The organism is Streptomyces sp. NBC_01275 (genome assembly GCF_026340655.1).
Taxonomy (GTDB): Bacteria; Actinomycetota; Actinomycetes; order Streptomycetales; family Streptomycetaceae; genus Streptomyces.
The window spans coordinates 5,531,184-5,552,939 of the sequence record NZ_JAPEOZ010000001.1 but is presented as its reverse complement, the minus strand read 5'-3'; the positions used below and the strand labels follow the sequence as shown (position 1 = coordinate 5,552,939).

The 21,756-nt window shown below is 70.2% G+C and carries 21 protein-coding genes; 10 read left to right on the top strand and 11 right to left on the bottom strand.

All coding sequences use genetic code 11. The features are described 5' to 3' along the window. Positions 1–181 precede the first annotated feature (181 nt). Complete coding sequence (gene radA, locus OG562_RS24485; protein ID WP_266401232.1) at positions 182–1,591, top strand: DNA repair protein RadA; 1,410 nt, start codon at positions 182–184, stop codon at positions 1,589–1,591. A gap of 81 nt (positions 1,592–1,672) precedes the next feature. Continuing rightward, complete coding sequence (gene disA / locus OG562_RS24480) at positions 1,673–2,797, top strand: DNA integrity scanning diadenylate cyclase DisA (RefSeq protein ID WP_266401230.1); 1,125 nt, start codon at positions 1,673–1,675, stop codon at positions 2,795–2,797. Positions 2,798–2,983: 186 nt separating this feature from the next. On the opposite strand, the gene OG562_RS24475 is transcribed toward disA, so the two are convergent. Then, positions 2,984–3,802, bottom strand: a complete 819-nt coding sequence (locus OG562_RS24475; protein WP_266401225.1) for a hypothetical protein — start codon at positions 3,800–3,802, stop codon at positions 2,984–2,986. Positions 3,803–4,160: 358 nt separating this feature from the next. On the opposite strand from OG562_RS24475, the gene OG562_RS24470 reads away from it, so the two are divergent. The 5 genes from OG562_RS24470 (at position 4,161) to cseC (ending at position 9,042) form a co-directional block, all read left to right on the top strand. Next, positions 4,161–5,147: an A/G-specific adenine glycosylase gene (locus OG562_RS24470; protein ID WP_266401223.1), complete on the top strand. Its 987-nt coding sequence runs from the start codon at positions 4,161–4,163 to the stop codon at positions 5,145–5,147. Between the two features lie 301 nt (positions 5,148–5,448). Next, entirely contained in the window at positions 5,449–5,991 is a 543-nt protein-coding gene (locus OG562_RS24465) for a SigE family RNA polymerase sigma factor (RefSeq protein ID WP_266401220.1), read from the top strand. Further along, positions 5,976–6,641 (top strand): hypothetical protein, encoded by a 666-nt coding sequence (locus tag OG562_RS24460; protein ID WP_266401217.1) that lies wholly within the window; start codon positions 5,976–5,978, stop codon positions 6,639–6,641. Before OG562_RS24465 ends, OG562_RS24460 begins: the two co-directional genes overlap by 16 nt. 309 nt (positions 6,642–6,950) lie before the next feature. Further along, complete coding sequence (cseB, locus tag OG562_RS24455; RefSeq protein ID WP_266401215.1) at positions 6,951–7,652, top strand: two-component system response regulator CseB; 702 nt, start codon at positions 6,951–6,953, stop codon at positions 7,650–7,652. A 46-nt stretch (positions 7,653–7,698) separates the two neighbouring features. After that, positions 7,699–9,042, top strand: a complete 1,344-nt coding sequence (gene cseC / locus OG562_RS24450; RefSeq protein ID WP_266401213.1) for a two-component system sensor histidine kinase CseC — start codon at positions 7,699–7,701, stop codon at positions 9,040–9,042. 172 nt (positions 9,043–9,214) lie between these two features. Here the strand turns inward: cseC and OG562_RS24445 are convergent, their stop codons facing one another. Then, entirely contained in the window at positions 9,215–10,807 is a 1,593-nt protein-coding gene (locus OG562_RS24445) for an MDR family MFS transporter (protein ID WP_266401211.1), read from the bottom strand. A 166-nt stretch (positions 10,808–10,973) separates the two neighbouring features. Between OG562_RS24445 and OG562_RS24440 the strand changes: the two genes are divergently transcribed. Then, on the top strand, positions 10,974–11,561 hold the full coding sequence (locus OG562_RS24440) for a TetR/AcrR family transcriptional regulator (protein ID WP_266401208.1): 588 nt from the start codon (positions 10,974–10,976) through the stop codon (positions 11,559–11,561). A gap of 50 nt (positions 11,562–11,611) precedes the next feature. Here OG562_RS24440 and OG562_RS24435 read toward each other — a convergent pair whose 3' ends face one another. Then, positions 11,612–12,208 (bottom strand): M23 family metallopeptidase, encoded by a 597-nt coding sequence (locus OG562_RS24435; protein WP_266401206.1) that lies wholly within the window; start codon positions 12,206–12,208, stop codon positions 11,612–11,614. A 564-nt stretch (positions 12,209–12,772) separates the two neighbouring features. Between OG562_RS24435 and OG562_RS24430 the strand changes: the two genes are divergently transcribed. Continuing rightward, positions 12,773–13,408: an HAD family acid phosphatase gene (locus OG562_RS24430; RefSeq protein WP_266401205.1), complete on the top strand. Its 636-nt coding sequence runs from the start codon at positions 12,773–12,775 to the stop codon at positions 13,406–13,408. Between the two features lie 137 nt (positions 13,409–13,545). On the opposite strand, the gene OG562_RS24425 is transcribed toward OG562_RS24430, so the two are convergent. Further along, positions 13,546–16,071: an ATP-dependent Clp protease ATP-binding subunit gene (locus OG562_RS24425; protein ID WP_266401203.1), complete on the bottom strand. Its 2,526-nt coding sequence runs from the start codon at positions 16,069–16,071 to the stop codon at positions 13,546–13,548. Between the two features lie 431 nt (positions 16,072–16,502). Here OG562_RS24425 and OG562_RS24420 point away from each other — a divergent pair, with 431 nt between their 5' ends. Next, positions 16,503–17,126: an SCO3374 family protein gene (locus OG562_RS24420; RefSeq protein ID WP_266401201.1), complete on the top strand. Its 624-nt coding sequence runs from the start codon at positions 16,503–16,505 to the stop codon at positions 17,124–17,126. On the opposite strand, the gene OG562_RS24415 is transcribed toward OG562_RS24420, so the two are convergent. From OG562_RS24415 to nadC, 7 genes are all read right to left on the bottom strand, one after another. Next, positions 17,105–17,443, bottom strand: a complete 339-nt coding sequence (locus OG562_RS24415) for an Lsr2 family protein (protein ID WP_266401199.1) — start codon at positions 17,441–17,443, stop codon at positions 17,105–17,107. The two genes, OG562_RS24420 and OG562_RS24415, sit on opposite strands and share 22 nt — an antisense overlap. A gap of 227 nt (positions 17,444–17,670) precedes the next feature. Further along, positions 17,671–18,219, bottom strand: a complete 549-nt coding sequence (locus tag OG562_RS24410) for an amino-acid N-acetyltransferase (RefSeq protein ID WP_266401196.1) — start codon at positions 18,217–18,219, stop codon at positions 17,671–17,673. 9 nt (positions 18,220–18,228) lie between these two features. Further along, on the bottom strand, positions 18,229–18,651 hold the full coding sequence (locus OG562_RS24405) for a BlaI/MecI/CopY family transcriptional regulator (protein ID WP_266401193.1): 423 nt from the start codon (positions 18,649–18,651) through the stop codon (positions 18,229–18,231). A gap of 136 nt (positions 18,652–18,787) precedes the next feature. Next, positions 18,788–18,967, bottom strand: a complete 180-nt coding sequence (locus OG562_RS24400; RefSeq protein WP_266401190.1) for a hypothetical protein — start codon at positions 18,965–18,967, stop codon at positions 18,788–18,790. A gap of 85 nt (positions 18,968–19,052) precedes the next feature. Beyond that, entirely contained in the window at positions 19,053–19,760 is a 708-nt protein-coding gene (locus OG562_RS24395; protein ID WP_266409493.1) for a hypothetical protein, read from the bottom strand. 200 nt (positions 19,761–19,960) lie between these two features. Beyond that, positions 19,961–20,758, bottom strand: a complete 798-nt coding sequence (locus OG562_RS24390; protein WP_266401186.1) for a type III pantothenate kinase — start codon at positions 20,756–20,758, stop codon at positions 19,961–19,963. Between the two features lie 16 nt (positions 20,759–20,774). Continuing rightward, the gene (gene nadC / locus OG562_RS24385; RefSeq protein WP_266401184.1) at positions 20,775–21,755 is read right to left on the bottom strand and encodes a carboxylating nicotinate-nucleotide diphosphorylase; all 981 of its coding nucleotides are present in this window, start codon (positions 21,753–21,755) and stop codon (positions 20,775–20,777) included. Between the last annotated feature and the right edge of the window lies 1 nt (position 21,756).

Sequence of the window (21,756 nt, the reverse complement as noted above, 5' to 3'; positions counted from 1 at the left end):
GTACGGGTGAAACGATCCCTCATAAGGGGACAGGAAAGGGGGGTTCCATGGCTCATTCGTGACGGGGGTGGCTGGTTCACAGGGGGTGCCCGTCCCGTCCGGGGGCCGGCGCGGGGCGGCCGGGAACGCCGTTCGTCCACAGGCGCGTCCGGCTGTCAGTCGCGGCGGTTACGGTTTGCGCATGGCCACCCGTACGAAGACCGCCAAGGACCGTCCGTCCTACCGCTGCACGGAATGCGGCTGGCAGACGGCCAAATGGCTCGGCCGCTGCCCCGAGTGCCAGGCCTGGGGGACGGTCGAGGAGTACGGCGCGCCCGCGGTGCGCACGACGGCGCCGGGCCGCGTCACCACCTCCGCCGTGCCCATCGGCCAGGTCGACGGCCGTCAGGCCACCGCCCGCTCCACCGGCGTGCCCGAGCTGGACCGGGTGCTCGGCGGCGGACTGGTCCCCGGCGCGGTCGTCCTGCTCGCGGGCGAGCCCGGCGTCGGCAAGTCGACCCTTCTGCTGGACGTGGCGGCCAAGGCGGCGAGCGCCGAGCACCGCACGCTGTATGTGACGGGCGAGGAGTCGGCGTCCCAGGTCCGGCTGCGCGCCGACCGGATCGGCGCGATCGACGACGACCTGTATCTGGCCGCCGAGACCGATCTGGCGGCTGTCCTCGGCCACTTGGACGCGGTGAAGCCGTCGCTGCTGATCGTGGACTCCGTGCAGACGGTGGCCTCCCCGGAGATCGACGGAGCCCCGGGCGGCATGGCCCAGGTCCGCGAGGTCGCCGGCGCCCTGATCCGCGCCTCCAAGGAACGCGGCATGTCCACGCTCCTGGTGGGACATGTCACCAAGGACGGCGCGATCGCCGGCCCCCGCCTGCTGGAACACCTGGTGGACGTCGTCCTGAGCTTCGAGGGCGACCGGCACGCGCGCCTGCGTCTCGTCCGGGGCGTGAAGAACCGCTACGGCGCCACCGACGAGGTCGGCTGCTTCGAACTGCACGACGAGGGCATCACGGGCCTCACCGACCCGAGCGGCCTCTTCCTGACCCGTCGTGACGAACCGGTCCCGGGCACCTGTCTGACGGTCACCTTGGAGGGCCGCCGCCCGCTCGTCGCGGAGGTCCAGGCCCTCACCGTCGACTCGCAGATCCCCTCCCCGCGCCGGACGACCTCCGGTCTGGAGACGTCCCGGGTCTCGATGATGCTCGCCGTCCTGGAGCAGCGCGGCCGGATCAGCGCCCTGGGCAAACGGGACATCTACTCGGCGACGGTCGGCGGGGTGAAGCTCTCGGAGCCCGCCGCGGACCTGGCGATCGCCCTCGCGCTGGCCTCCGCCGCGAGCGACACCCCACTGCCGAAGAACCTCGTCGCGATCGGCGAAGTAGGCCTCGCGGGCGAGGTCAGACGGGTCACGGGCGTCCAGCGCAGGCTCTCCGAAGCCCACCGTCTGGGCTTCACGCACGCGCTCGTGCCGGGCGACCCCGGCAAGGTCCCGGCCGGCATGAAGGTCCTGGAAGTCGCGGACATAGGGGACGCTCTGCGGGTGCTGCCGCGGTCCCGTCGCCGAGAGGCCCCACGGGAAGCGGAGGACCGCCGGTAGACTTTGCCCTGGTCTCGCCCGTCCGTACGAAACCAGTGCGCGAAACGGGAGCGCCTCAGAACCTGTGACCGGAGGAGTGCAGTGGCAGCCAACGACCGGGCGGCAGCTCCCGGAAAGTCTGGTGGGAGTTCCGGCGCCGACGGCCTGATGCGCGCCGCGCTGAGCGCGGTGGCCCCCGGGACGGCCCTGCGCGACGGCCTGGAGCGGGTCCTGCGCGGCAACACCGGCGGGCTCATCGTGCTGGGCTCCGACAAGACCGTCGAGACGATGTGCACGGGCGGATTCGTCCTGGACGTCGAGTTCACGGCCACGCGCCTGCGTGAGCTGTGCAAGCTCGACGGCGGCATCGTGGTCTCCTCCGACCTGTCGAAGATCCTGCGGGCCGGCGTCCAGCTGGTGCCGGACCCCACGATCCCCACGGAGGAGACGGGCACCCGGCACCGTACGGCGGACCGGGTCAGCAAGCAGGTGGACTTCACCGTCGTGTCGGTCTCCCAGTCCATGCGCCTGATCGCCCTGTACGTCGACGGACAGCGCCGCGTCCTGGAGGACTCGGCGGCTATCCTGTCCCGCGCGAACCAGGCCCTGGCCACCCTGGAGCGCTACAAGCTCCGCCTGGACGAGGTCGCGGGCACGTTGTCGGCGCTGGAGATCGAGGACCTGGTCACGGTCCGGGACGTCTCCGCGGTGGCCCAGCGCCTGGAGATGGTGCGCCGCATCGCCACCGAAATCGCCGAATACGTGGTCGAACTGGGCACGGACGGGCGTCTGCTCGCCCTCCAGCTCGACGAGTTGATCGCCGGCGTGGAGCCGGAGCGCGAGCTGGTGGTCCGGGACTACGTTCCGGAGCCCACCGCCAAGCGCTCCCGCACGGTCGACGAGGCGCTGTACGAGCTGAACGCGCTCACCCACGCCGAACTCCTCGAAATGTCCACGGTGGCCCGCGCCATGGGCTACACCGGCTCCCCCGAGGCTCTCGACTCGGCCGTCTCACCGCGCGGCTTCCGCCTCCTGGCCAAGGTCCCGCGCCTCCCGGGTGCGATCATCGACCGGCTCGTCGAGCACTTCGGCAGCCTGCAGAAGCTCCTCGCCGCGAGCGTCGACGACCTCCAGACGGTGGACGGCGTCGGCGAGGCCCGAGCCCGCAGCGTCCGCGAGGGCCTGTCCCGTCTGGCGGAGTCGTCGATCCTGGAGCGGTACGTCTGACGCACGCGGTACGTCTGCGCACGCGATGCATCCGGACTCAAGCAGTACGGCGTGAGACCGGCGCCCTTGGCCCGGGTGGCGTGCGCCGAGGGGCGCGGGCCGTTGCTGTGCGCCGAGTCCCGCGCGGGCGCGAGTTGTGAGTCGTAGCGCCTGGTCGCGCCCCTGCGCACCCCCGGGGGCGCCGGCTCAGTCGGCCTCGAGCACGAACGACGTCTGCGCCTTCGCAAAGCCGGGGGCCTTCGCCTCCACGAGATACGTGCCCGCGCCCGCCGTACCCGCCGGAGGCGTCGCGCACTGCGGTGCGCTCGGCTTGCGGTCCCACTTCACGGTGTAGACGAAGTCGCCGCCGGCCGGCACCCGGTACAGCAGACCGCCGGACGTCTTGGGGCAGTCGGCCGACGACCAGTAGTCGTCGTCGCCGTCTGCCTGAGTGATCGTCAACACCGCGCTCTTGGGCCCGAGATCGACCTTGCAGTCGCTTCCGGAGGAGTTCTTCGCGGTCAGCCGGAACGTGGGCGTCTCGTCGGGCGAGTACGCGTTCTGGACGCTGCGCAGGGTCAACGTGACGATGCTGGCGGTGCAGTTGGGCAGCGTGGTCCCGGCCGGCAGCGTCGTGCCCGAACCGCTGCCGCTGCCGTTGGCGCTGTCATCCGCGCCGTCGGAGCCCGTCGAGCCGACGCTGCCCGTGCCGGAGTCGCCGGAGCCGTCCCCCGACCCCGATCCCGTGCCCGAGCCGGAGCCACTGGAGGCCCCCTCGCTCGACTCGTCGCGCCCGCCCGGGTGTTGGCTGATCGCGGGCCCGGAGCCGGACGGCCCCGGCGTGATGGAGGACGCGGGATTCTTGCCGTTGGCCCCGTCGGTTCCGTTGTCGCCGCCGCCCCCGCCCGAGGCCACGATCCACGTGACCAGCAACGCCAACAGGGCGATCACGGACAGCAGTACGCCCCTCCGTCGCCAGTAGATGGTGGAGGGAAGCGGACCGACCGGATTGCGCAGAGATCCCACGGCGCAAACTGTACGAGAGATCGTCGGCTTACCTGGCCCCACCCGCCGCCACGACCACAACTTTTCCGGATCATCATTCCGGTCGGCCTTCCGGTCGTCCCTCGGACCGCCCTTCCGGACTCCGCGCCTCCGCTCCTCCGCAGCCGATTTCACTCACCGACCGCCCCCCGGCGACAGCCGGTGAGCGCCACCCTCCCCGCCGCCCCTGCGCCCGCCCGGCCCGCTCCGCGTTAGCAGTCGCGCTCCTTGCACCTCTGGCCATGACTACGGCGTACGCGCGACGCGGCTTCCGGGCTCCGCCCCTGCGGGCCGCGGTACGCGCGCGTGCCCCGTCGCGCATGGCAGGATCGGAAGGGCCATGACTGCGCCCACGAAGCCCCCGTACAGCCGTCCCGCCGACGACGTCTCCGGCCCGCCGCCCGCCGAGCGGCCGACCCCCGGAACGGTCCCCAGGATCCCCGGCGAGGCGTCCGGAGCCGACCTGCACTCCCCCGTCATCGGCTGGTTCGACGAGCACGCCCGCGACCTGCCGTGGCGGCGCCCCGAGGCCGGCGCGTGGGGCGTGCTGGTCAGCGAGTTCATGCTCCAGCAGACGCCGGTCAGCCGCGTCCTGCCGGTCTACGAGCAGTGGCTCGCCCGCTGGCCGCGCCCCGCCGACCTGGCCGCGGAGGCCCCCGGCGAGGCCGTACGCGCGTGGGGACGGCTCGGCTACCCGCGCCGCGCCCTGCGGCTGCACGGGGCGTCGGTGGCCATAACGGAACGGCACGGCGGCGACGTACCGTCGGACCACGCGCAGCTCCTGGCACTGCCCGGCATCGGCGAGTACACGGCCGCGGCCGTCGCCTCCTTCGCCTACGGCCGACGGCACGCCGTCCTGGACACCAACGTCCGGCGGGTCTTCGCGCGCGCGGTGACCGGCGTGCAGTATCCGCCGAACGCCACCACGGCGGCCGAGCGCAAGCTGGCCCGCGCCCTGCTGCCCGACGACGAGGAGACCGCCGCCCGCTGGGCCGCCGCGTCCATGGAGCTCGGCGCGCTGGTCTGCACGGCGAAGAACGAGACGTGCGTGCGCTGCCCGATCGCCGGACAGTGCGCGTGGCGGCTCGCGGGCAAGCCGGAGCACGACGGACCGCCGCGCCGCGGCCAGACGTACGCCGGCACCGACCGGCAGGTCCGCGGCAAGCTGCTGGCCGTCCTGAGGGAGGCGCACGCGCCCGTGCCGCAGGCGGCCCTGGACCGCGTGTGGCACGAGCCGGTGCAACGCGCGCGTGCGCTGGACGGCCTCGTCGCGGACGGCCTGGTGGAGCCGCTGCAAGGCGGGCTGTACCGCCTGCCGCTGACCTGACGCACGGTCAGTTCACAGCCGAGCGGGCTCCGTACGGCCGTCCGCGCGCCTTTGTCACGCTCCCCGACGGGATGAAACGCCCCATACGCGAGCGATTCAGCCTGCTTCTTTACCCCGAACTCATTTCCGTTACACAACCGACGGACAGCCGAGCGCTAGCCGCAGGCTGCTTCGGACAGCGCCGTGACAACACCTCCGTAGCTTCATTTGTGTGCCCGGCAGCGGCACGACGGCTACCGACCACAGGCGGGAACCGGCGGACGACAGTCCGGCCGGAAACGGGGATTCGAAGGGGTTGACCATGGCGCAGGGCGAGGTGCTCGAGTTCGAGGAGTATGTCCGCACCCGACAGGACGCGCTGCTGCGCAGCGCCCGTCGGCTGGTCCCGGACCCCGTCGACGCACAGGACCTCCTGCAGACGGCGCTGGCGCGGACGTACGGCCGCTGGGACGGCATCGCGGACAAGCGGCTCGCGGACGCCTATCTGCGCCGGGTGATGATCAACACGCGGACCGAGTGGTGGCGGGCCCGCAAGCTCGAGGAAGTGCCCACCGAGCAGCTCCCGGACGCGTCCGTGGACGACTCCACCGAGCAGCACGCGGACCGCGCCCTGCTGATGGACGCGATGAAGGTGCTCGCTCCGAAGCAGCGCAGCGTCGTGGTGCTGCGACACTGGGAGCAGATGTCCACGGAGGAGACGGCCGCAGCCCTCGGCATGTCGGCGGGAACGGTCAAGAGCACGCTGCACCGGGCGCTCGCCCGGCTCCGCGAGGAGCTGGAAGCCCGCGATCTGGACGCACGCGCGCTGGAGCGTGAGGAGCGGGAGCGTTGCGTGGCGGCCTGACCGACGCAGGGCCCACACCGGCCCGAGGCGCCCTCCAGGCGGCGATCACGGCGGTGGCCGTGCTCGCCGCCCTCGCCCTTTTCGTCGCCTCGTGCGCCACCGGCGGCACCGGCGCCCGCGACGAGGGCCCGGCCCACGCCGACGCGATGGTCGGCGGCACCACGGCCTCTCCCTCGGTCGAGCCCACCGCCGCCCGCGGCCAGGTGGACGCGGTCCGGCTCGTGAAGGACGACCCCGAGGTCTCGGCGGAGGTCAAGCGCGAGCTGAAGCCCTGCGTCGGCGACGAGTACCCGGTCGACGTCTCCTACGGCGACCTGACCGACGACACCGTCAGCGATGTCGTCGTCAACGTGCTGACCTGCGGTGACGCGGTCGGCGTCGGATCGTATGTGTACCGGGAGGAGGGTCACCGGTACGAGAACGTGTTCAAGGACGAGGAGCCCCCGGTGTACGCCGAGATAGACCGCGGCGACCTGGTGGTGACGAAGCAGGTGTACAAGAAGGGCGACCCCGTCTCGAGCCCGTCCGGCGAGAACGTGATCACCTACCGCTGGGCGACCTCGGGCGGCTTCGACGAGGCGTTCAGCACCCACAACGACTACAGCACCGTAGTCGGCGGCGACCCGACGCCCGTACCGGCGAGCGGCTGACCTGTACGGCGGCGAGCGGTGGACCTGTCCCGGGGCGAGCAGCGGACTTGTACGGCCGTGGCGGAAGCCTGCACCGCGGTGGTCGGGCGGAAAAGCGGGCGGAAGAATCGGCCGGAAGAGTCGGGCCCGCGAATCGGGCGGAGAAAACCTCCGGGGACGTGAACCGATCGGGCCGCCCCGACCGATGAACAAATGAACGGACCACCCGCTCCGGGCGTCCCCCTCAAGGGGCGCCCCGCGCCCCGACCGCCGTACGACCGACACCACACGGTACGACCGACACCACATATGAGGACTGAGAGCACCGGGATGGCAGACCAGACCCACGTTCTGTTCGTCGAGGACGACGACGTCATCCGCGAGGCCACCCAGCTCGCCCTGGAGCGGGACGGCTTCATGGTCACCGCGATGCCCGACGGACTGTCCGGCCTGGAGGCGTTCCGGGCGGACCGCCCCGACATCGCGTTGCTGGACGTCATGGTGCCCGGCCTGGACGGCGTGAGCCTGTGCCGGCGCATCCGCGACGAGTCGACCGTGCCCGTGATCATGCTGTCCGCGCGCGCCGACTCCATCGACGTCGTCCTGGGCCTGGAGGCCGGCGCCGACGACTATGTGACCAAGCCCTTCGACGGCGCCGTCCTGGTCGCCCGGATCCGCGCCGTGCTGCGCCGCTTCGGGCACGCGGGCGGCGGCGACCGCGCCGAGGACAGCGCCGCGACCGCCGGGGGCGTGCTGACCTTCGGCGACCTGGAGATCGACACCGAGGGCATGGAGGTGCGCCGGGCGGGACAGCCCGTCGCCCTCACCCCGACGGAGATGCGCCTGCTGCTGGAGTTCTCCTCGGCGCCGGGCACCGTCCTGTCGCGGGACAAGCTGCTGGAGCGGGTGTGGGACTACGGCTGGGGCGGTGACACCCGGGTCGTCGACGTCCATGTGCAGCGGCTGCGCACGAAGATCGGCCAGGACCGCATCGAGACGGTCCGCGGTTTCGGCTACAAGTTGAAGGCCTGAGCGGGGCAGGGGCAGCAGAGGTGGAGGCAGGGGTAGAGGTGGAGGGATGCGGGGGATGATCCGGCACCTGGTTCCGGCCCACATGGAGCGCACGGGCATCCGGACGGGTCTGCGGTGGAAGCTGAGCGCGGCGATCGCCCTGGTCGGCGCGCTGGTCGCGATCGCGCTCAGCCTGGTCGTGCACAACGCGGCCCGGGTGTCCATGCTGGACAACGCGCGCGACCTGGCGGACGAGCGCGTCCAGGTCGCCCAGCGCAGTTACGAGCTCTCCGGGCGGCTGAACTTCCCCAACGTCAAGATCGACGACTCGGGGCTGCCCTCGGAGCTGCGGGAGAAGGTCCGGGAGGGCCGCCGGGCGACGTTCGTCTCCGACCGGCCCGGCGGGGTGCCGGACATCTGGGCGGCCGTGCCGCTCAAGGACGGTCATGTGCTGTCCCTGCACACCGCCTTCACCGACCGCAGCACGGACATCCTCTACGACCTCGACCAGGCGCTGGTGATCGGCTCCATCGCGGTCGTCCTGGGCGGCAGCGCGCTCGGCGTCCTCATCGGCGGGCAGCTGTCGCGCCGGCTGCGCAAGGCGGCGGCCGCGGCCAACCGGGTCGCCAGGGGCGAGCCGGACGTACGGGTGCGGGACGCCATCGGCGGAGTCGTCCGGGACGAGACCGACGACCTGGCGAGCGCGGTGGACGCCATGGCGGACGCCCTGCAGCAGCGGCTGGAGGCCGAGCGCCGGGTCACCGCCGACATCGCGCACGAGCTGCGCACCCCGGTGACCGGGCTGCTGACGGCCGCCGAGCTGCTGCCGCCCGGCCGGCCGACCGAGCTGGTCCTGGACCGGGCGAAGGCCATGCGCACGCTCGTCGAGGACGTCCTGGAGGTGGCCCGGCTGGACGGCGCCTCGGAGCGGGCCGAGCTGCAGGACATCGTGCTGGGCGAGTTCGTCGCCCGGCGGGTGGCGGCCAAGGACCCCGACGTCGAGGTGCGGATCGTGCACGAGTCGATGGTCACGACCGACCCACGGCGCCTGGAGCGCGTGCTGTTCAACCTGCTCGCCAACGCCGCCCGGCACGGCAAGCCGCCGATCCAGGTCACCGTCGAGGGCCGGGTCATCCGGGTCCGCGACCACGGCCCCGGCTTCCCCGAGAACCTGCTCGCCGAGGGCCCCAGCCGCTTCCGCACCGGCAGCGCCGACCGCGCCGGACACGGCCACGGTCTCGGGCTCACCATCGCCGCAGGTCAGGCCCGCGTGCTGGGTGCCCGGCTGACCTTCCGCAACGTCCGCCCGGTGGGGGCCCCGGCACACATACCCTCCGAGGGCGCGGTCGCCGTCCTGTGGCTGCCCGAACACGCCCCGACGAGCACGGGAAGCTTTCCGATCATGCCGTAAGGGCCCCTGCGACGCCGGGGGCCCCCGCCCACGCCGAAGGCCCCCGGGGCGGACGCCGACCGGAGGCCTTCGGCTCACTGAGAGATCAGGGGATCCGAGGGATCCGAGGGATCCGAGGGATCCGAGGGATCACGAAGATCTGGGATCCGGGGGATCTCGGGATCACGGGGGATCAGACGGCCTCGACGACCGAGGGGAGCGTGCCCGCGCCCTCCGTCGACGTCTCGTCCGCCTCGTCCGCCTTCTGCGGTCCCGCTCCCTTGAGGGGGACCTCCTTGACGAACAGGGACGCCGCCAGCGCGGCCACCGCGACGATGGCTCCCAGCAGGAACGCCGAGTGCGTGCCCGAGGACACCGCGTGCTGGTAGGCCTCCCGTGCCGCGGCCGGCAGCTTCGCCAGGCTCGCCGCGTCCAGCTGTGCGGACTGCTCGGTGACCTTGGACCCCAGGGACCCGGCGCGCTCGGCCATGACGTCCTGCACCCGGTTGTTGAACAGCGCGCCCATGATGGCGACGCCGAACGACGACCCGAGCGTACGGAACAGGGTGGTGGAGGAGGACGCGACGCCCATGTCCTTCATCTGCACGCTGTTCTGCGCGACCAGCATGGTGATCTGCATCAGGCAGCCCATGCCGAGACCGACGACGGCCATGTAGACCCCGGAGGTGAACCGGCTGGTCCCGGTGTCCATCAGCGACAGCAGGTACAGACCGACGACCATCAGCACGCTGCCGACGATCGGGAAGACCTTGTACTTGCCGGTGTTGGTGGTCACCCGGCCCGCGACCATCGAGGTGACCAGCATCGCGCCGAGCATCGGCAGGAGCAGCAGACCGGAGTTGGTCGCGGAGGCGCCCTGCACCGACTGCTGGTACAGCGGCAGGAAGAGGGTCGCGCCGAACATCACGAAGCCGGTGACGAAGCCGATGAGGGACATCAGCGTGAAGTTGCGGCTGCGGAAGATGTGCAGCGGCACGATCGGCTCGGCGGCCCTGGTCTGCCAGAAGACGAACCCGATCAGCGAGGCGACGCCGATCCCGATCAACTCCATGATCCGCGCGGACGACCAGGCGTACTCCGTGCCGCCCCAGGTGGTGACGAGGACGATGGAGGTGATGCCGACGGTCAGCAGCCCGGCGCCCAGATAGTCGATGCGCGCCTGCGACCGCTTCTTCGGCAGATGCAGTACGACGCTGATCGCAGCCAGCGCGACCACGCCGAGCGGCAGGTTGATGTAGAAGGACCAGCGCCAGCCCCAGTTGTCGGTGATGGTGCCGCCGACCAGCGGGCCGCCGATCATCGCGAGCGCCATGACGCCGGCCATCATGCCCTGGTACTTGCCGCGCTCCCGCGGCGGTATGAGGTCGCCGATGATCGCCATGACGCCGACCATCAGACCGCCCGCGCCCAGACCCTGGACGGCGCGGAAGCCGATCAGCTCGCCCATGTTCTGGGCCATACCGCTCAGCGCGGAGCCGATCAGGAAGATCACGATCGACGACATGAAGGCGCCCTTGCGCCCGTACATGTCGCCGAGTTTGCCCCAGATCGGGGTGGAGGCCGCGGTCGCGAGGGTGTACGCGGTCACGACCCACGAGAGGTGTTCCAGACCCCCGAGCTCGCCCACGATCGTCGGCATCGCCGTGCCCACGATCATGTTGTCGAGCATCGCGAGCATCATGGTGATCATGAGTGCGAGCAGGACGACCCGCACGCTCCTCGGTTTCTTCTCTTCCTCGACCCCGACTGCCTGTGCGTCCGCCATCTGCCCACTCCCCTGGGTACTCCCCCGGCCGGCTACTTACTTGCCGCCCGGCTAGTTCACTACACTGGGGAAGGTAGACCTGTCACTAGCCGGGCGTCAAGTAAGTTTCCGAGGCTAACTAGCCGGGCGGCAAGTAAGTTTCCGCGGCGGCGCGAGGAGTACGAGGATGGACGTCATCATGGACGGCACCAAGCAGCAGCGGCGCGGCAACACCCGCCAGCGCATCCAGGACGTGGCACTCGAACTCTTCGCCGAACAGGGCTACGAGAAGACCTCGCTGCGCGAGATCGCCGAGCGCCTGGACGTCACCAAGGCAGCGCTGTACTACCACTTCAAGACCAAGGAAGAGATCATCGTCAGCATCTTCACGGATCTGACGAAGCCGATCGAGGACCTGATCGAGTGGGGCAAGGGCCAGCCGCACACCCTGGACACCAAGCAGGAGATCGTACGGCGCTACAGCCAGACCCTCGCCGACGCGTCCCCGCTCTTCCGCTTCATGCAGGAGAACCAGGCGACGGTGCGCGAGCTGCGTATCGGCGAGTCCTTCAAGGACCGGATGAGCGGTCTGCGCCACATCATCATCGACCCGGACGCCCCGCTCACCGACCAGGTCCGCTGCGTGAGCGCCATCTTCACACTGCACGCCGGCATGTTCCTGCTGCAGGACCTCGAAGGCGACCCCGAGGACAAGCGGGAAGCCGTCCTCGAGGTCGCCATCGATCTGGTGACTCAGGCGCACCAGGGCTCCTGACCACCTGAGCGTCGAGCCGACGCGCCGGTTCTCTACGTCAGACCTGCGCGTCAGACCTTCACGCCCTTGGCACGAAGGAAGGCGACCGGGTCGATCGCCGAACCGTAGTTCGCGGTCTTGCGGATCTCGAAGTGCAGGTGCGGGCCGCTGGAGTTGCCGGTGTTGCCGGACAGGGCGATCTTCTGACCGGTCTTGACGACCTGGCCGACCTTCACGTCGATGCGCGAGAGATGGGCGTACTGCGAGTAGACGCCGTTGGCGTGCTTGATCACGATGGCGTTGCCGTAGGCGGGGCCGTCGCCGGCGCCGTTGCCGCCGGCCTTGACCACGGTGCCGCCGTGGGCGGCCATGACCGTGGTGCCGCTCGGCACGGCGAAGTCCTGACCGCTGTGGGTGGACTGCCACATCGCGCCGGCCTGGGCGAAGCCGGCGGACAGCGTGTACTTCTTCACCGGGTCGATCCAGGACGCGGCCGAGGCGGCCGTCTTGGCGGCGGCGGGTGCGGCGGCAGGCGCCGCAGCAGGCGCGGCGGCGGACGCCACTCCGGTTCCCAGCACGACCGAGGCGCCCAGGGCGGCGACGCCGACGGCCACACGGGCGCGGAGCGGGGACGTACGGGAAGAACGGAACGTGACGCGCTGGAACATCGAAGACCTCATGGGGACGGGGACAGAAAAGCCACCCGGCGCACGGACGGGCTCGGTCGAGCACGGACATCCGCCGAATGGGTCATCCCTTGGTAACCCCGGGGCCCCCGGACCCCCAAACGTGTGATCTACGACTGAAGCTAGTACTTCATCCCAAAACTTAATGATCCTTGACAGATCGCCCATAAACCGCACATTCGATGCCGATCCAGGTCAGAGGCCATGCCTGAAGTCGCCCCGGAGGCCGGAGCAGGCATCGAGGTTCCAGGACTTGCGTCCTTTTTGACCCGATTCGCGCTGCGACTATCCGCCCTAGTAGGGGTCGAATCGCCTGTGCGGCTTGTCACCGGCCGCCCGCTTCAAGGGACTTCGGAATGTGACGGGGGCTACTCCCCTGCCCCGGGGGCCACTTGTGACCCTGGTCACGATCGTATGCACGGGGCTGTGATCGGCCTCTCATCGCCATCTACCGTCCAGTAACCCGCTGGTTCCCCTCAGGCCACCCCCACCGAAGATCATGCCCACGACATAGGCAGCGCACGGACGCGAGAGGACCCCCACCCCATGACCAGAGGTACCTGGACCCGCCGCATAGCCATGACCGCCGTGGCGACGGCCGCCGTCACCGCGATGGCCGTCCCGGTCGGCGCCCAGGCCGCGACGGCCGCCGGCACCTCCACCGTCGCCACCGCAGCCGCCGCGGAGGACGTCGACTACGCCACCTGGCAGGCCGACTGCCAGACCGTGATGAACCAGGCCCTGCCGGAGCTGAAGCAGCGCATCGCCGCCGTCAAGCCGGGCGAGAAGCAGGCGATCGTCTTCGACATCGACAACACCACCCTGGAGACCGACTTCGGCTTCAGCTACCCGCAGCCGGCCAACAAGCCGGTCCTCGAGGTCGCCAAGTACGCCCAGGAGCACGGCGTCTCGCTGTTCTTCGTCACCGCCCGCCCGGGCATCATCTCCGGGGTGACCGACTACAACCTCAAGTACGTCGGCTACCAGGTCTCCGGCCTCTACGTCCGCGGCTTCCTCGACCTGTTCAAGGACGTCGCCGCCTACAAGACCGCCCAGCGCGTCGACATCGAGTCGAAGGGCTACACGATCATCGCGAACATCGGCAACAGCGCCACCGACCTGTCGGGCGGCCACGCCGAGAAGACGTACAAGCTGCCGGACTACGACGGACAGCTGTCGTAACTCCGGCAGAACACGACTCAGCCCGGGCAGGACCCGGCCCGGGCCAAATGGCAGCTCGGGCATGCGAAAGGGGCCGGTGCTTTTCAGCACCGGCCCCTTTCGTCGGCTCAGACCCCGGAGGCTCAGCCCCCGGAGGGTCAGGCCTCCTTGCTCAGGTTCGGTCCGGCGCCGCCGGCCGCCTGCTCGATCGGCGGGACGTCGGGCAGCGCCGACTTCTCCTCGCCGCGGAAGGTGAAGGTCTTGGTCTCACCCTCGCCCTCCGTGTCCACGACCACGATGTGACCGGGGCGCAGCTCGCCGAAGAGGATCTTCTCCGAGAGCGTGTCCTCGATCTCCCGCTGGATGGTCCGGCGCAGCGGCCGGGCGCCCAGCACGGGGTCGTAGCCCTTCGTGGACAGCAGTTCCTTGGCGGACTGGGAGAGCTCGATGCCCATGTCCCGGTCCTTCAGGCGCTCGTCCACCTTGCCGATCATCAGGTCGACGATCCGCAGGATGTCCGCCTGGGTGAGCTGCGGGAAGACGACCACGTCGTCGACACGGTTGAGGAACTCGGGGCGGAAGTGCTGCTTGAGCTCGTCCGACACCTTGTTCTTCATGCGCTCGTAGTTGGTCTTCGAGTCGCCCGAGGCCGCGAAGCCCAGGTTGAAGCCCTTGGAGATGTCCCGGGTGCCGAGGTTGGTCGTCATGATGATGACCGTGTTCTTGAAGTCCACGACCCGGCCCTGGGAGTCGGTCAGGCGACCGTCCTCCAGGATCTGCAGCAGCGAGTTGAAGATGTCCGGGTGGGCCTTCTCGACCTCGTCGAAGAGGACGACGGAGAACGGCTTGCGGCGGACCTTCTCGGTCAGCTGGCCGCCCTCTTCGTAGCCCACGTATCCGGGCGGGGAGCCGAAGAGACGCGAGACCGTGTGCTTCTCGCTGAACTCCGACATGTCGAGGGAGATCAGCGCGTCCTCGTCGCCGAAGAGGAACTCGGCGAGCGCCTTGGACAGCTCGGTCTTACCGACGCCGGACGGGCCGGCGAAGATGAACGAGCCACCGGGACGCTTCGGGTCCTTCAGACCGGCACGCGTACGACGGATCGCCTTCGACAGCGCCTTGACGGCGTCGACCTGGCCGATGACCCGCTTGTGGAGCTCGTCCTCCATGCGCAGCAGGCGGCTCGACTCCTCCTCGGTCAGCTTGAAGACCGGGATGCCGGTGGCGGTCGCGAGGACCTCGGCGATCAGCTCGCCGTCGACCTCGGCGACGACGTCCATGTCGCCGGCCTTCCACTCCTTCTCCCGCTTGGCCTTGGCGGCCAGGAGCTGCTTCTCCTTGTCGCGGAGGGAGGCGGCCTTCTCGAAGTCCTGCGAGTCGATCGCGGACTCCTTGTCGCGGCGGACGCCGGCGATCTTCTCGTCGAACTCGCGCAGGTCCGGCGGCGCGGTCATCCGGCGGATGCGCATCCGGGAGCCGGCCTCGTCGATCAGGTCGATCGCCTTGTCCGGCAGGAAGCGGTCCGAGATGTACCGGTCGGCCAGGGTGGCGGCCTGGACCAGCGCCTCGTCCGTGATGGAGACGCGGTGGTGGGCCTCGTACCGGTCGCGCAGACCCTTGAGGATCTCGATCGTGTGCGGCAGGGACGGCTCGGCGACCTGGATGGGCTGGAAGCGGCGCTCGAGGGCCGCGTCCTTCTCCAGGTGCTTGCGGTACTCGTCCAGCGTGGTGGCGCCGATGGTCTGGAGCTCACCGCGGGCCAGCATCGGCTTCAGGATCGAAGCCGCGTCGATCGCACCCTCGGCGGCGCCCGCACCGACCAGCGTGTGCAGCTCGTCGATGAACAGGATGATGTCGCCGCGGGTGCGGATCTCCTTGAGGACCTTCTTCAGACGCTCCTCGAAGTCACCGCGGTAGCGGGAGCCGGCGACCAGCGCGCCGAGGTCCAGGGTGTAGAGGTGCTTGTCCTTGAGGGTCTCGGGCACCTCGCCCTTGACGATGGCCTGGGCGAGGCCCTCGACGACGGCGGTCTTGCCGACGCCGGGCTCACCGATCAGGACCGGGTTGTTCTTCGTACGGCGGGACAGCACCTGCATGACCCGCTCGATCTCCTTCTCGCGCCCGATGACCGGGTCGAGCTTGGACTCACGAGCGGCCTGGGTGAGGTTCCGGCCGAACTGGTCGAGGACCAGGGACGTCGAGGGCGTGCCCTCGGCAGGGCCGCCGGCGGTGGCGGTCTCCTTGCCCTGGTAACCGGAGAGCAGCTGGATGACCTGCTGCCGCACCCGGTTGAGATCTGCGCCCAGCTTGACGAGGACCTGGGCGGCGACGCCCTCGCCCTCGCGGATCAGGCCGAGCAGGATGTGCTCCGTGCCGATGTAGTTGTGACCCAGCTGAAGGGCCTCCCGGAGCGACAGCTCCAGGACCTTCTTGGCACGGGGGGTGAAGGGGATGTGCCCGGACGGGGCCTGCTGCCCCTGCCCGATGATCTCCTCCACCTGCTGGCGGACCGCCTCGAGCGAAATCCCGAGGCTCTCAAGGGCCTTGGCGGCGACACCCTCACCCTCGTGGATCAGGCCCAGGAGGATGTGCTCGGTGCCGATGTAGTTGTGGTTGAGCATCCGGGCTTCTTCCTGAGCCAGGACGACAACCCGCCGCGCGCGGTCGGTGAACCTCTCGAACATCGTTAATCGCTCCTCAGAGCGGTCAGGCAGTGGGGGGAACTTCCCCTCCCTGTCCTTCCGCAGCTTAGTCCCGCAAGCGGGGACCGCTCATTCCAACTGCCGACACCGTCGATGGCCTCCTGACCCCGAACGCCGACATCTGCTCCAACCTGATGGTGCGAGACGATGTTCCCGCAGGCCAGGCACTTACCCCAGTCACCAGTACGCCGATGGCGAACGTGAGACGGCCTTTTTCTGCGTGTCGCCCCCTCCCACTAGGGATGTCTTACCCGCTCGGACTGACAGTCCATGCCGTGCGCACCGGTTCCCTCCGCTACGGGCGAACAACCTTGCGCCTCCCGAGCCCCCCGCACGCCCCCTTTGTCGACACTGTGTGCATCCGTGAGAGCACCCAGCGTAACTCGCACGCTCTTCCGGCGGTTGCACTTGGCATGGTTGGCTCAGTCCCCCCGATCGTCCCTGCGGTCGTCCCGTCGATCGCCACCGTTCCCCTCCCTCGTCGCCCGCTCACCCCGGACGGTCCGGACGACCTGATCCGCGGCTGGTACGAGAACGAACTGGGCTGGGCGACCGTGCCCGGGGAGCCGGTACGACTTTTGGTGGGCGAGCGCTTCGACGTGCTGGAGGCGCCGGCCGAGGTGGGTCACGCGGCGCTGCGGCGACTGGCACCGGGCTCTCCGGTGGCCGTGCGGGGCGACCGGATGCGGCTGCTGGTGGCCGCGGGCGGCGCGGAGGAGCTGCCGGGGATCCTGCAGTGGCTGGAGTGGGGCGCGCTGCCGCTGGATCTGACGGCGATCGGGGTGGGCGGGCTCATCGAGGCGCCCTCGCCCCCTGGCCGCGACGGCCCGAACGTCCCCGGGCCAGTGCAGGGGGCCGCCGTATGGCTGCGGCCCCCCGTGGCGGGGTGCGAGGTCGAGGCCTCGCTGCCGACGATGTCGGCGCTGGGGGGCGTTGGGGGCGCCCCCGATCTCGTACGGCTGGTGGACACGCTGGCGACGCACTGTCACCGTGTCCGGCTTCGGCGCGCGTGCGCTCAGCCGTTGGCCTTCTCGTAGGCCTCGCGAATGGACGCGGGAACACGGCCACGGTCGTTGACCTCGTAACCGTTCTCCTTCGCCCACGCGCGAATCTGGGCGGTGTCCTGGCTGCCGCCGCCGGAAGCGACGCGCGCCTTTCCACGGCCGCCCGAAGCACGGCCACCGGTACGACGGCCACCCTTCACGTAGGGCTCGAGAAGACCGCGCAGCTTGTCCGCATTGGTCGTCGTGAGATCGATCTCGTAGGTCTTGCCGTCCAGCGCGAACGTCACGGTCTCGTCCGCCTCGCCGCCGTCGAGGTCGTCGACAAGAAGGACCTGAACCTTCTGTGCCACCGGATTTCCTTTCATCGAAAACGTGAGGGTCGGGGGTCCGCGGCGTCCGCCGTTTAGCCGAGCCCTGTTATATGCAGTACTGCAGTACGTCGGAAAGCAAACCGCTTTTGCTGGGAAAACACAAACCCCCGGCAGAGACCGGCAGCCCGCCTCCCGCCCGGAAACGTGCGCGTTTCGGACATAGGGAACCCGGGCAAGGCGGGGCCGGACAGAATGAACACAGACGATCACAGATGCAGAAGCATCCGACTGTTGCCCAAGGTGTTCGGTTTCACTCGTTCGAGTCCGAGGAACTCTGCTACGCCCTCGTCATAGGAACGCAGCAGCTCCGCGTAGACATCGGTGTCGACCGGCGTCTCACCGATCTCCACGAAGCCGTGCTTGCCGAAGAAGTCCACTTCGAAGGTCAGGCAGAAAACACGGCGAACGCCGAGCCAGCGTGCAGTGTGGAGCAACTTCTCCAACAACTGGTGACCTACCCCGGCGCCCTTCAGCCCGGGCTTCACCGCGAGAGTGCGCACTTCCGCCAGGTCTTCCCACATCACGTGCAGGGCGCCGCAGCCGACCACCTCGGCGTTGTCGTCGCGTTCGGCGACCCAGAACTCCTGGATGTCCTCGTAAAGAGTCACCGTCGCTTTGTCGAGCAGGATGCCGCCGCGGACGTACGCGTCAAGGAGACGACGTACGGCGGGGACATCGCCGGTCCGGGCCCGCCGGACGGTGATGGCTTTAGCACTGACTTCGAGGTTCTCGGCGGAGGGGCTCTCTGCTGACATGTGCGGACGCTATCGCCCGCCGCCCTCCGTTGCCGAGCCGGGGTTCTCCTCGGCACCCCCCGCAGTTGCCGGTTCGGAAGTTTCCGGACCTTGGACGATACGGACGGCGTCGCGCAGCGCGTGTCGCTGTTCGTCGCTCATCATCCCGAAGAACGCGACGAGAGCGGCGGCGGGGTTGTCGCTCTGCGCCCAGGCGTCGTTCATCAGGGCGGCGGCGTAGGCGGCACGGGTGGAGACCGCCTCATATCGATAGGCCCGGCCTTCCGCCTCACGGCGCACCCAGCCCTTCTGATGGAGATTGTCCAAAACGGTCATCACCGTGGTGTAGGCGATGGACCGTTCCTGCTGAAGGTCTTCCAGGACTTCTCGAACGGTCACCGGGCGGTTCCACTTCCACACCCGCGTCATGACCGAGTCTTCGAGTTCTCCCAATGGGCGAGGCACAGCTCAGAACAATAGTGGGAGATCTCGCCAATCGCGTGCCGGACGTGCACGTTCATCGGTAAACAGCAACAAAAAGGGCGTACGGCTCCGAAGGGAGTCGTACGCCGTGGAAGAAGCCGACGCGTCAGGCGTCGCGGCTCACGGAGGCCTGGTGGGCGCCCTCCGCGCGCGCGAGGGCGGCGTCGACGGCCGCGTCCTCCTTGGCCTTGTTGGCCCCGCCCTGGGTCTTCACGATCACCCTGATCACGCCGATGAAGAACACGGCCATGACGACGGGAGGCACGAGCGCGGAGACATAGTCCATGGATCCAGGGTAGCCACGGAGAAACGGGACACCGGGGCGGGGTCGGTTAGGCGTGAGGTGTGCTTGCAGCGGCCAGTGGCGCCGCTCAGCCGGCCGCCAGTCGCTGCCGCTGCTCCGGATCGGCGGGCTGGGGGGCCGGTTTGCGGCGCGGGAAGACCTCGCCCGGGGTGGGGACGGGCCGTCGCGCGGGCTGCGGATCGGCGGGCTTCACGGGGACGGGACCGGGAGCGGGCGCGGCCGGTTTCTCGGCGGGCTTCCGCCGCGGCTCCTCGCCCGGACTCTCCCCCGCCCCCTCGACCAGGACGGAGAGCCGGTCGCAGCCCTCGCCGGAACGGCCCCCAGGAAGGGCCAGGAGGCGCGTACGGGACGTCGGGACGGCCGGAGCGACGATTGATGCGGCCGGAGCGGCCCGACGGGCCGTACGGCGGGCCAGGCGGACGCGTACGCCCTGCTCGGCGAGCGTCCGGCAGCGGTCCAGGAGGGCCGCGGCCACGGGATTGCCCCGCAGGGCGCGCAGGGCGGCGAGGTCGTCGGGGTCGGGCCGGTGGCCGGCGCCGAGCACCTCCCCCAGGAGCGTGAGGTAGCCGGCGGCGGTGCCGGGGAGGGCGGCGCGGTACCGGGCGAGGTCGGCCACCAGGAAGGCCCGCAGCCGGGCGGCCTCGCACATCGCCTCGTCGAGGGACTCGGCGAGGCGATGGCAGTCCTGGACGTCCTCTGCGGAGACGGGGCCGGGGTGGAGGGCGAGGGCGAGGGCTCGGCGGAGCACGCGCAGCTCCTCCGCGCCGAACGCCATGCCGCCGCGGGATCCGTAGGGCGTGGGCATGCCGCGACGATACGCGCTAATCAGACAAATTCGACATAGGGGGCGGGTGTGGCGCGCCTGATTCCGCCCGGCGGCCCCGCACGGTCCGAAGACCTGACCGCGCGAAGACCCGACCGCGCGGGGCCACGCCGAACCGCCGAGCCGCTGAGGTCACTCAGCGGCTGAGCCACTCACATACGCGCCACATTCCGCTCGTAGACCAGGCGCAGGCCGATCAGGGTCAGCCACGGCTCGTGTTCGTCGATCACCGAAGACTCGCCGAGGACGGTCGGCGCCAGGCCGCCCGTCGCGATCACGGTCACCTCGTCCGGGTCGTCGGCCAGCTCGCGGGCCATGCGGGTCACGACCCCGTCGACCTGGCCGGCGAACCCGTACACGATCCCGGACTGCATCGCCTCCACCGTGTTCTTGCCGATCACGCTCCGGGGCCGGGCCACCTCGATCTTGCGCAGCATCGCGGCCCTGACGCCCAGCGCCTCGACCGAGATCTCGATGCCGGGGGCGATGACCCCGCCGACGTACTCCCCGCGCGCGGAGACCGCGTCGAACGTCGTCGCGGTGCCGAAGTCGACGACGATCGCCGGGCCGCCGTAGAGCTCGTTCGCGGCGACCGCGTTGATGATGCGGTCGGCGCCGACCTCCTTGGGGTTGTCGAAGAGGATCGGCACGCCCGTCTTCACGCCGGGTTCGACGAGCACGGCGGGCACGTCGCCGTAGTAGCGCCGGGTCACCTCGCGCAGTTCGTGCAGCACCGAGGGGACGGTGGCGCAGATCGCGATGCCGTCGATGCCGTCGCCCAGCTCCACTCCGAGGAGCGGGTGCATGCCCATCAGGCCCTGCAGGAGCACCGCGAGTTCGTCCGCCGTGCGGCGGGCGTCGGTGGAGATCCGCCAGTGCTCGACGATCTCCTCACCGTCGAAGAGGCCGAGCACGGTGTGCGTGTTGCCCACGTCGATCGTCAGCAGCATGACCGGTTCCCGCTTCCTACTCCGCCGCTCGCAGATCCAGACCGACGTCCAGGATCGGCGAGGAGTGCGTCAGGGCTCCGACGGCCAGGAAGTCGACGCCGGTGTCGGCGTACGCCTTGGCGTTCTCCAGGGTCAGCCGGCCCGACGCCTCCAGCAGGGCGCGCCCGCCGACGACGCCGACCGCCTCGGCGCACTCCCCGGGCGTGAAGTTGTCCAGGAGGATCAGGTCCGCGCCGGCGTCCACGACCTCCCGCAGCTGGTGCAGGGTGTCGACCTCGACCTCGATCGGCACGTCCGGGAAGGCCTCCCGCACGGCCTGGAAAGCCTGGGCGACGCCGCCCGCGGCGACCACGTGGTTGTCCTTGACCAGGGCCGCGTCGGACAGCGACATGCGGTGGTTGACGCCGCCGCCGCAGCGGACGGCGAACTTCTCCAGGGAGCGCAGGCCCGGCGTGGTCTTGCGGGTGTCCCGCACGCGTGCCTTCGTGCCGTCCAGCACGTCCGCCCACGCGCGCGTGGCGGTCGCGATGCCGGAGAGGCGGCACAGCAGGTTGAGCGCGCTGCGCTCGGCGGTGAGGAGGTCACGCGTGCGCGTGGTGACCGACAGCAGCTTCTGGCCGGCCTCCACGCGGTCGCCGTCCTCCACGTGCCGCTCGACCTCGAACTCGTCCGTGCAGACGACCGAGACGACGGCCTCGGCGATCCTGAGGCCGGCGACCACGCCCGCCTCGCGCGCGGTGAAGTCGGCGGTGGCGACCGCCTCTTCGGAGATGGTCGCGACCGTCGTCACGTCGACGCCGTGGTCCAGGTCCTCCTGGATGGCGAGGTTGGCGATGTCCTCGACCTCGACGGGGTCGAGTCCCGCGTCGGCCAGGAGCTGGGCGAGCGCGGGGTCGAGCCCGCACTCCAGGTATTCCTCGTCGGCGTCGGCAGCGCCGCAGGCACAGCCGTCGCCGCAGCCGCCGCTCTGGGCAAGGGGAAGGTCGGGGGTGCTCACG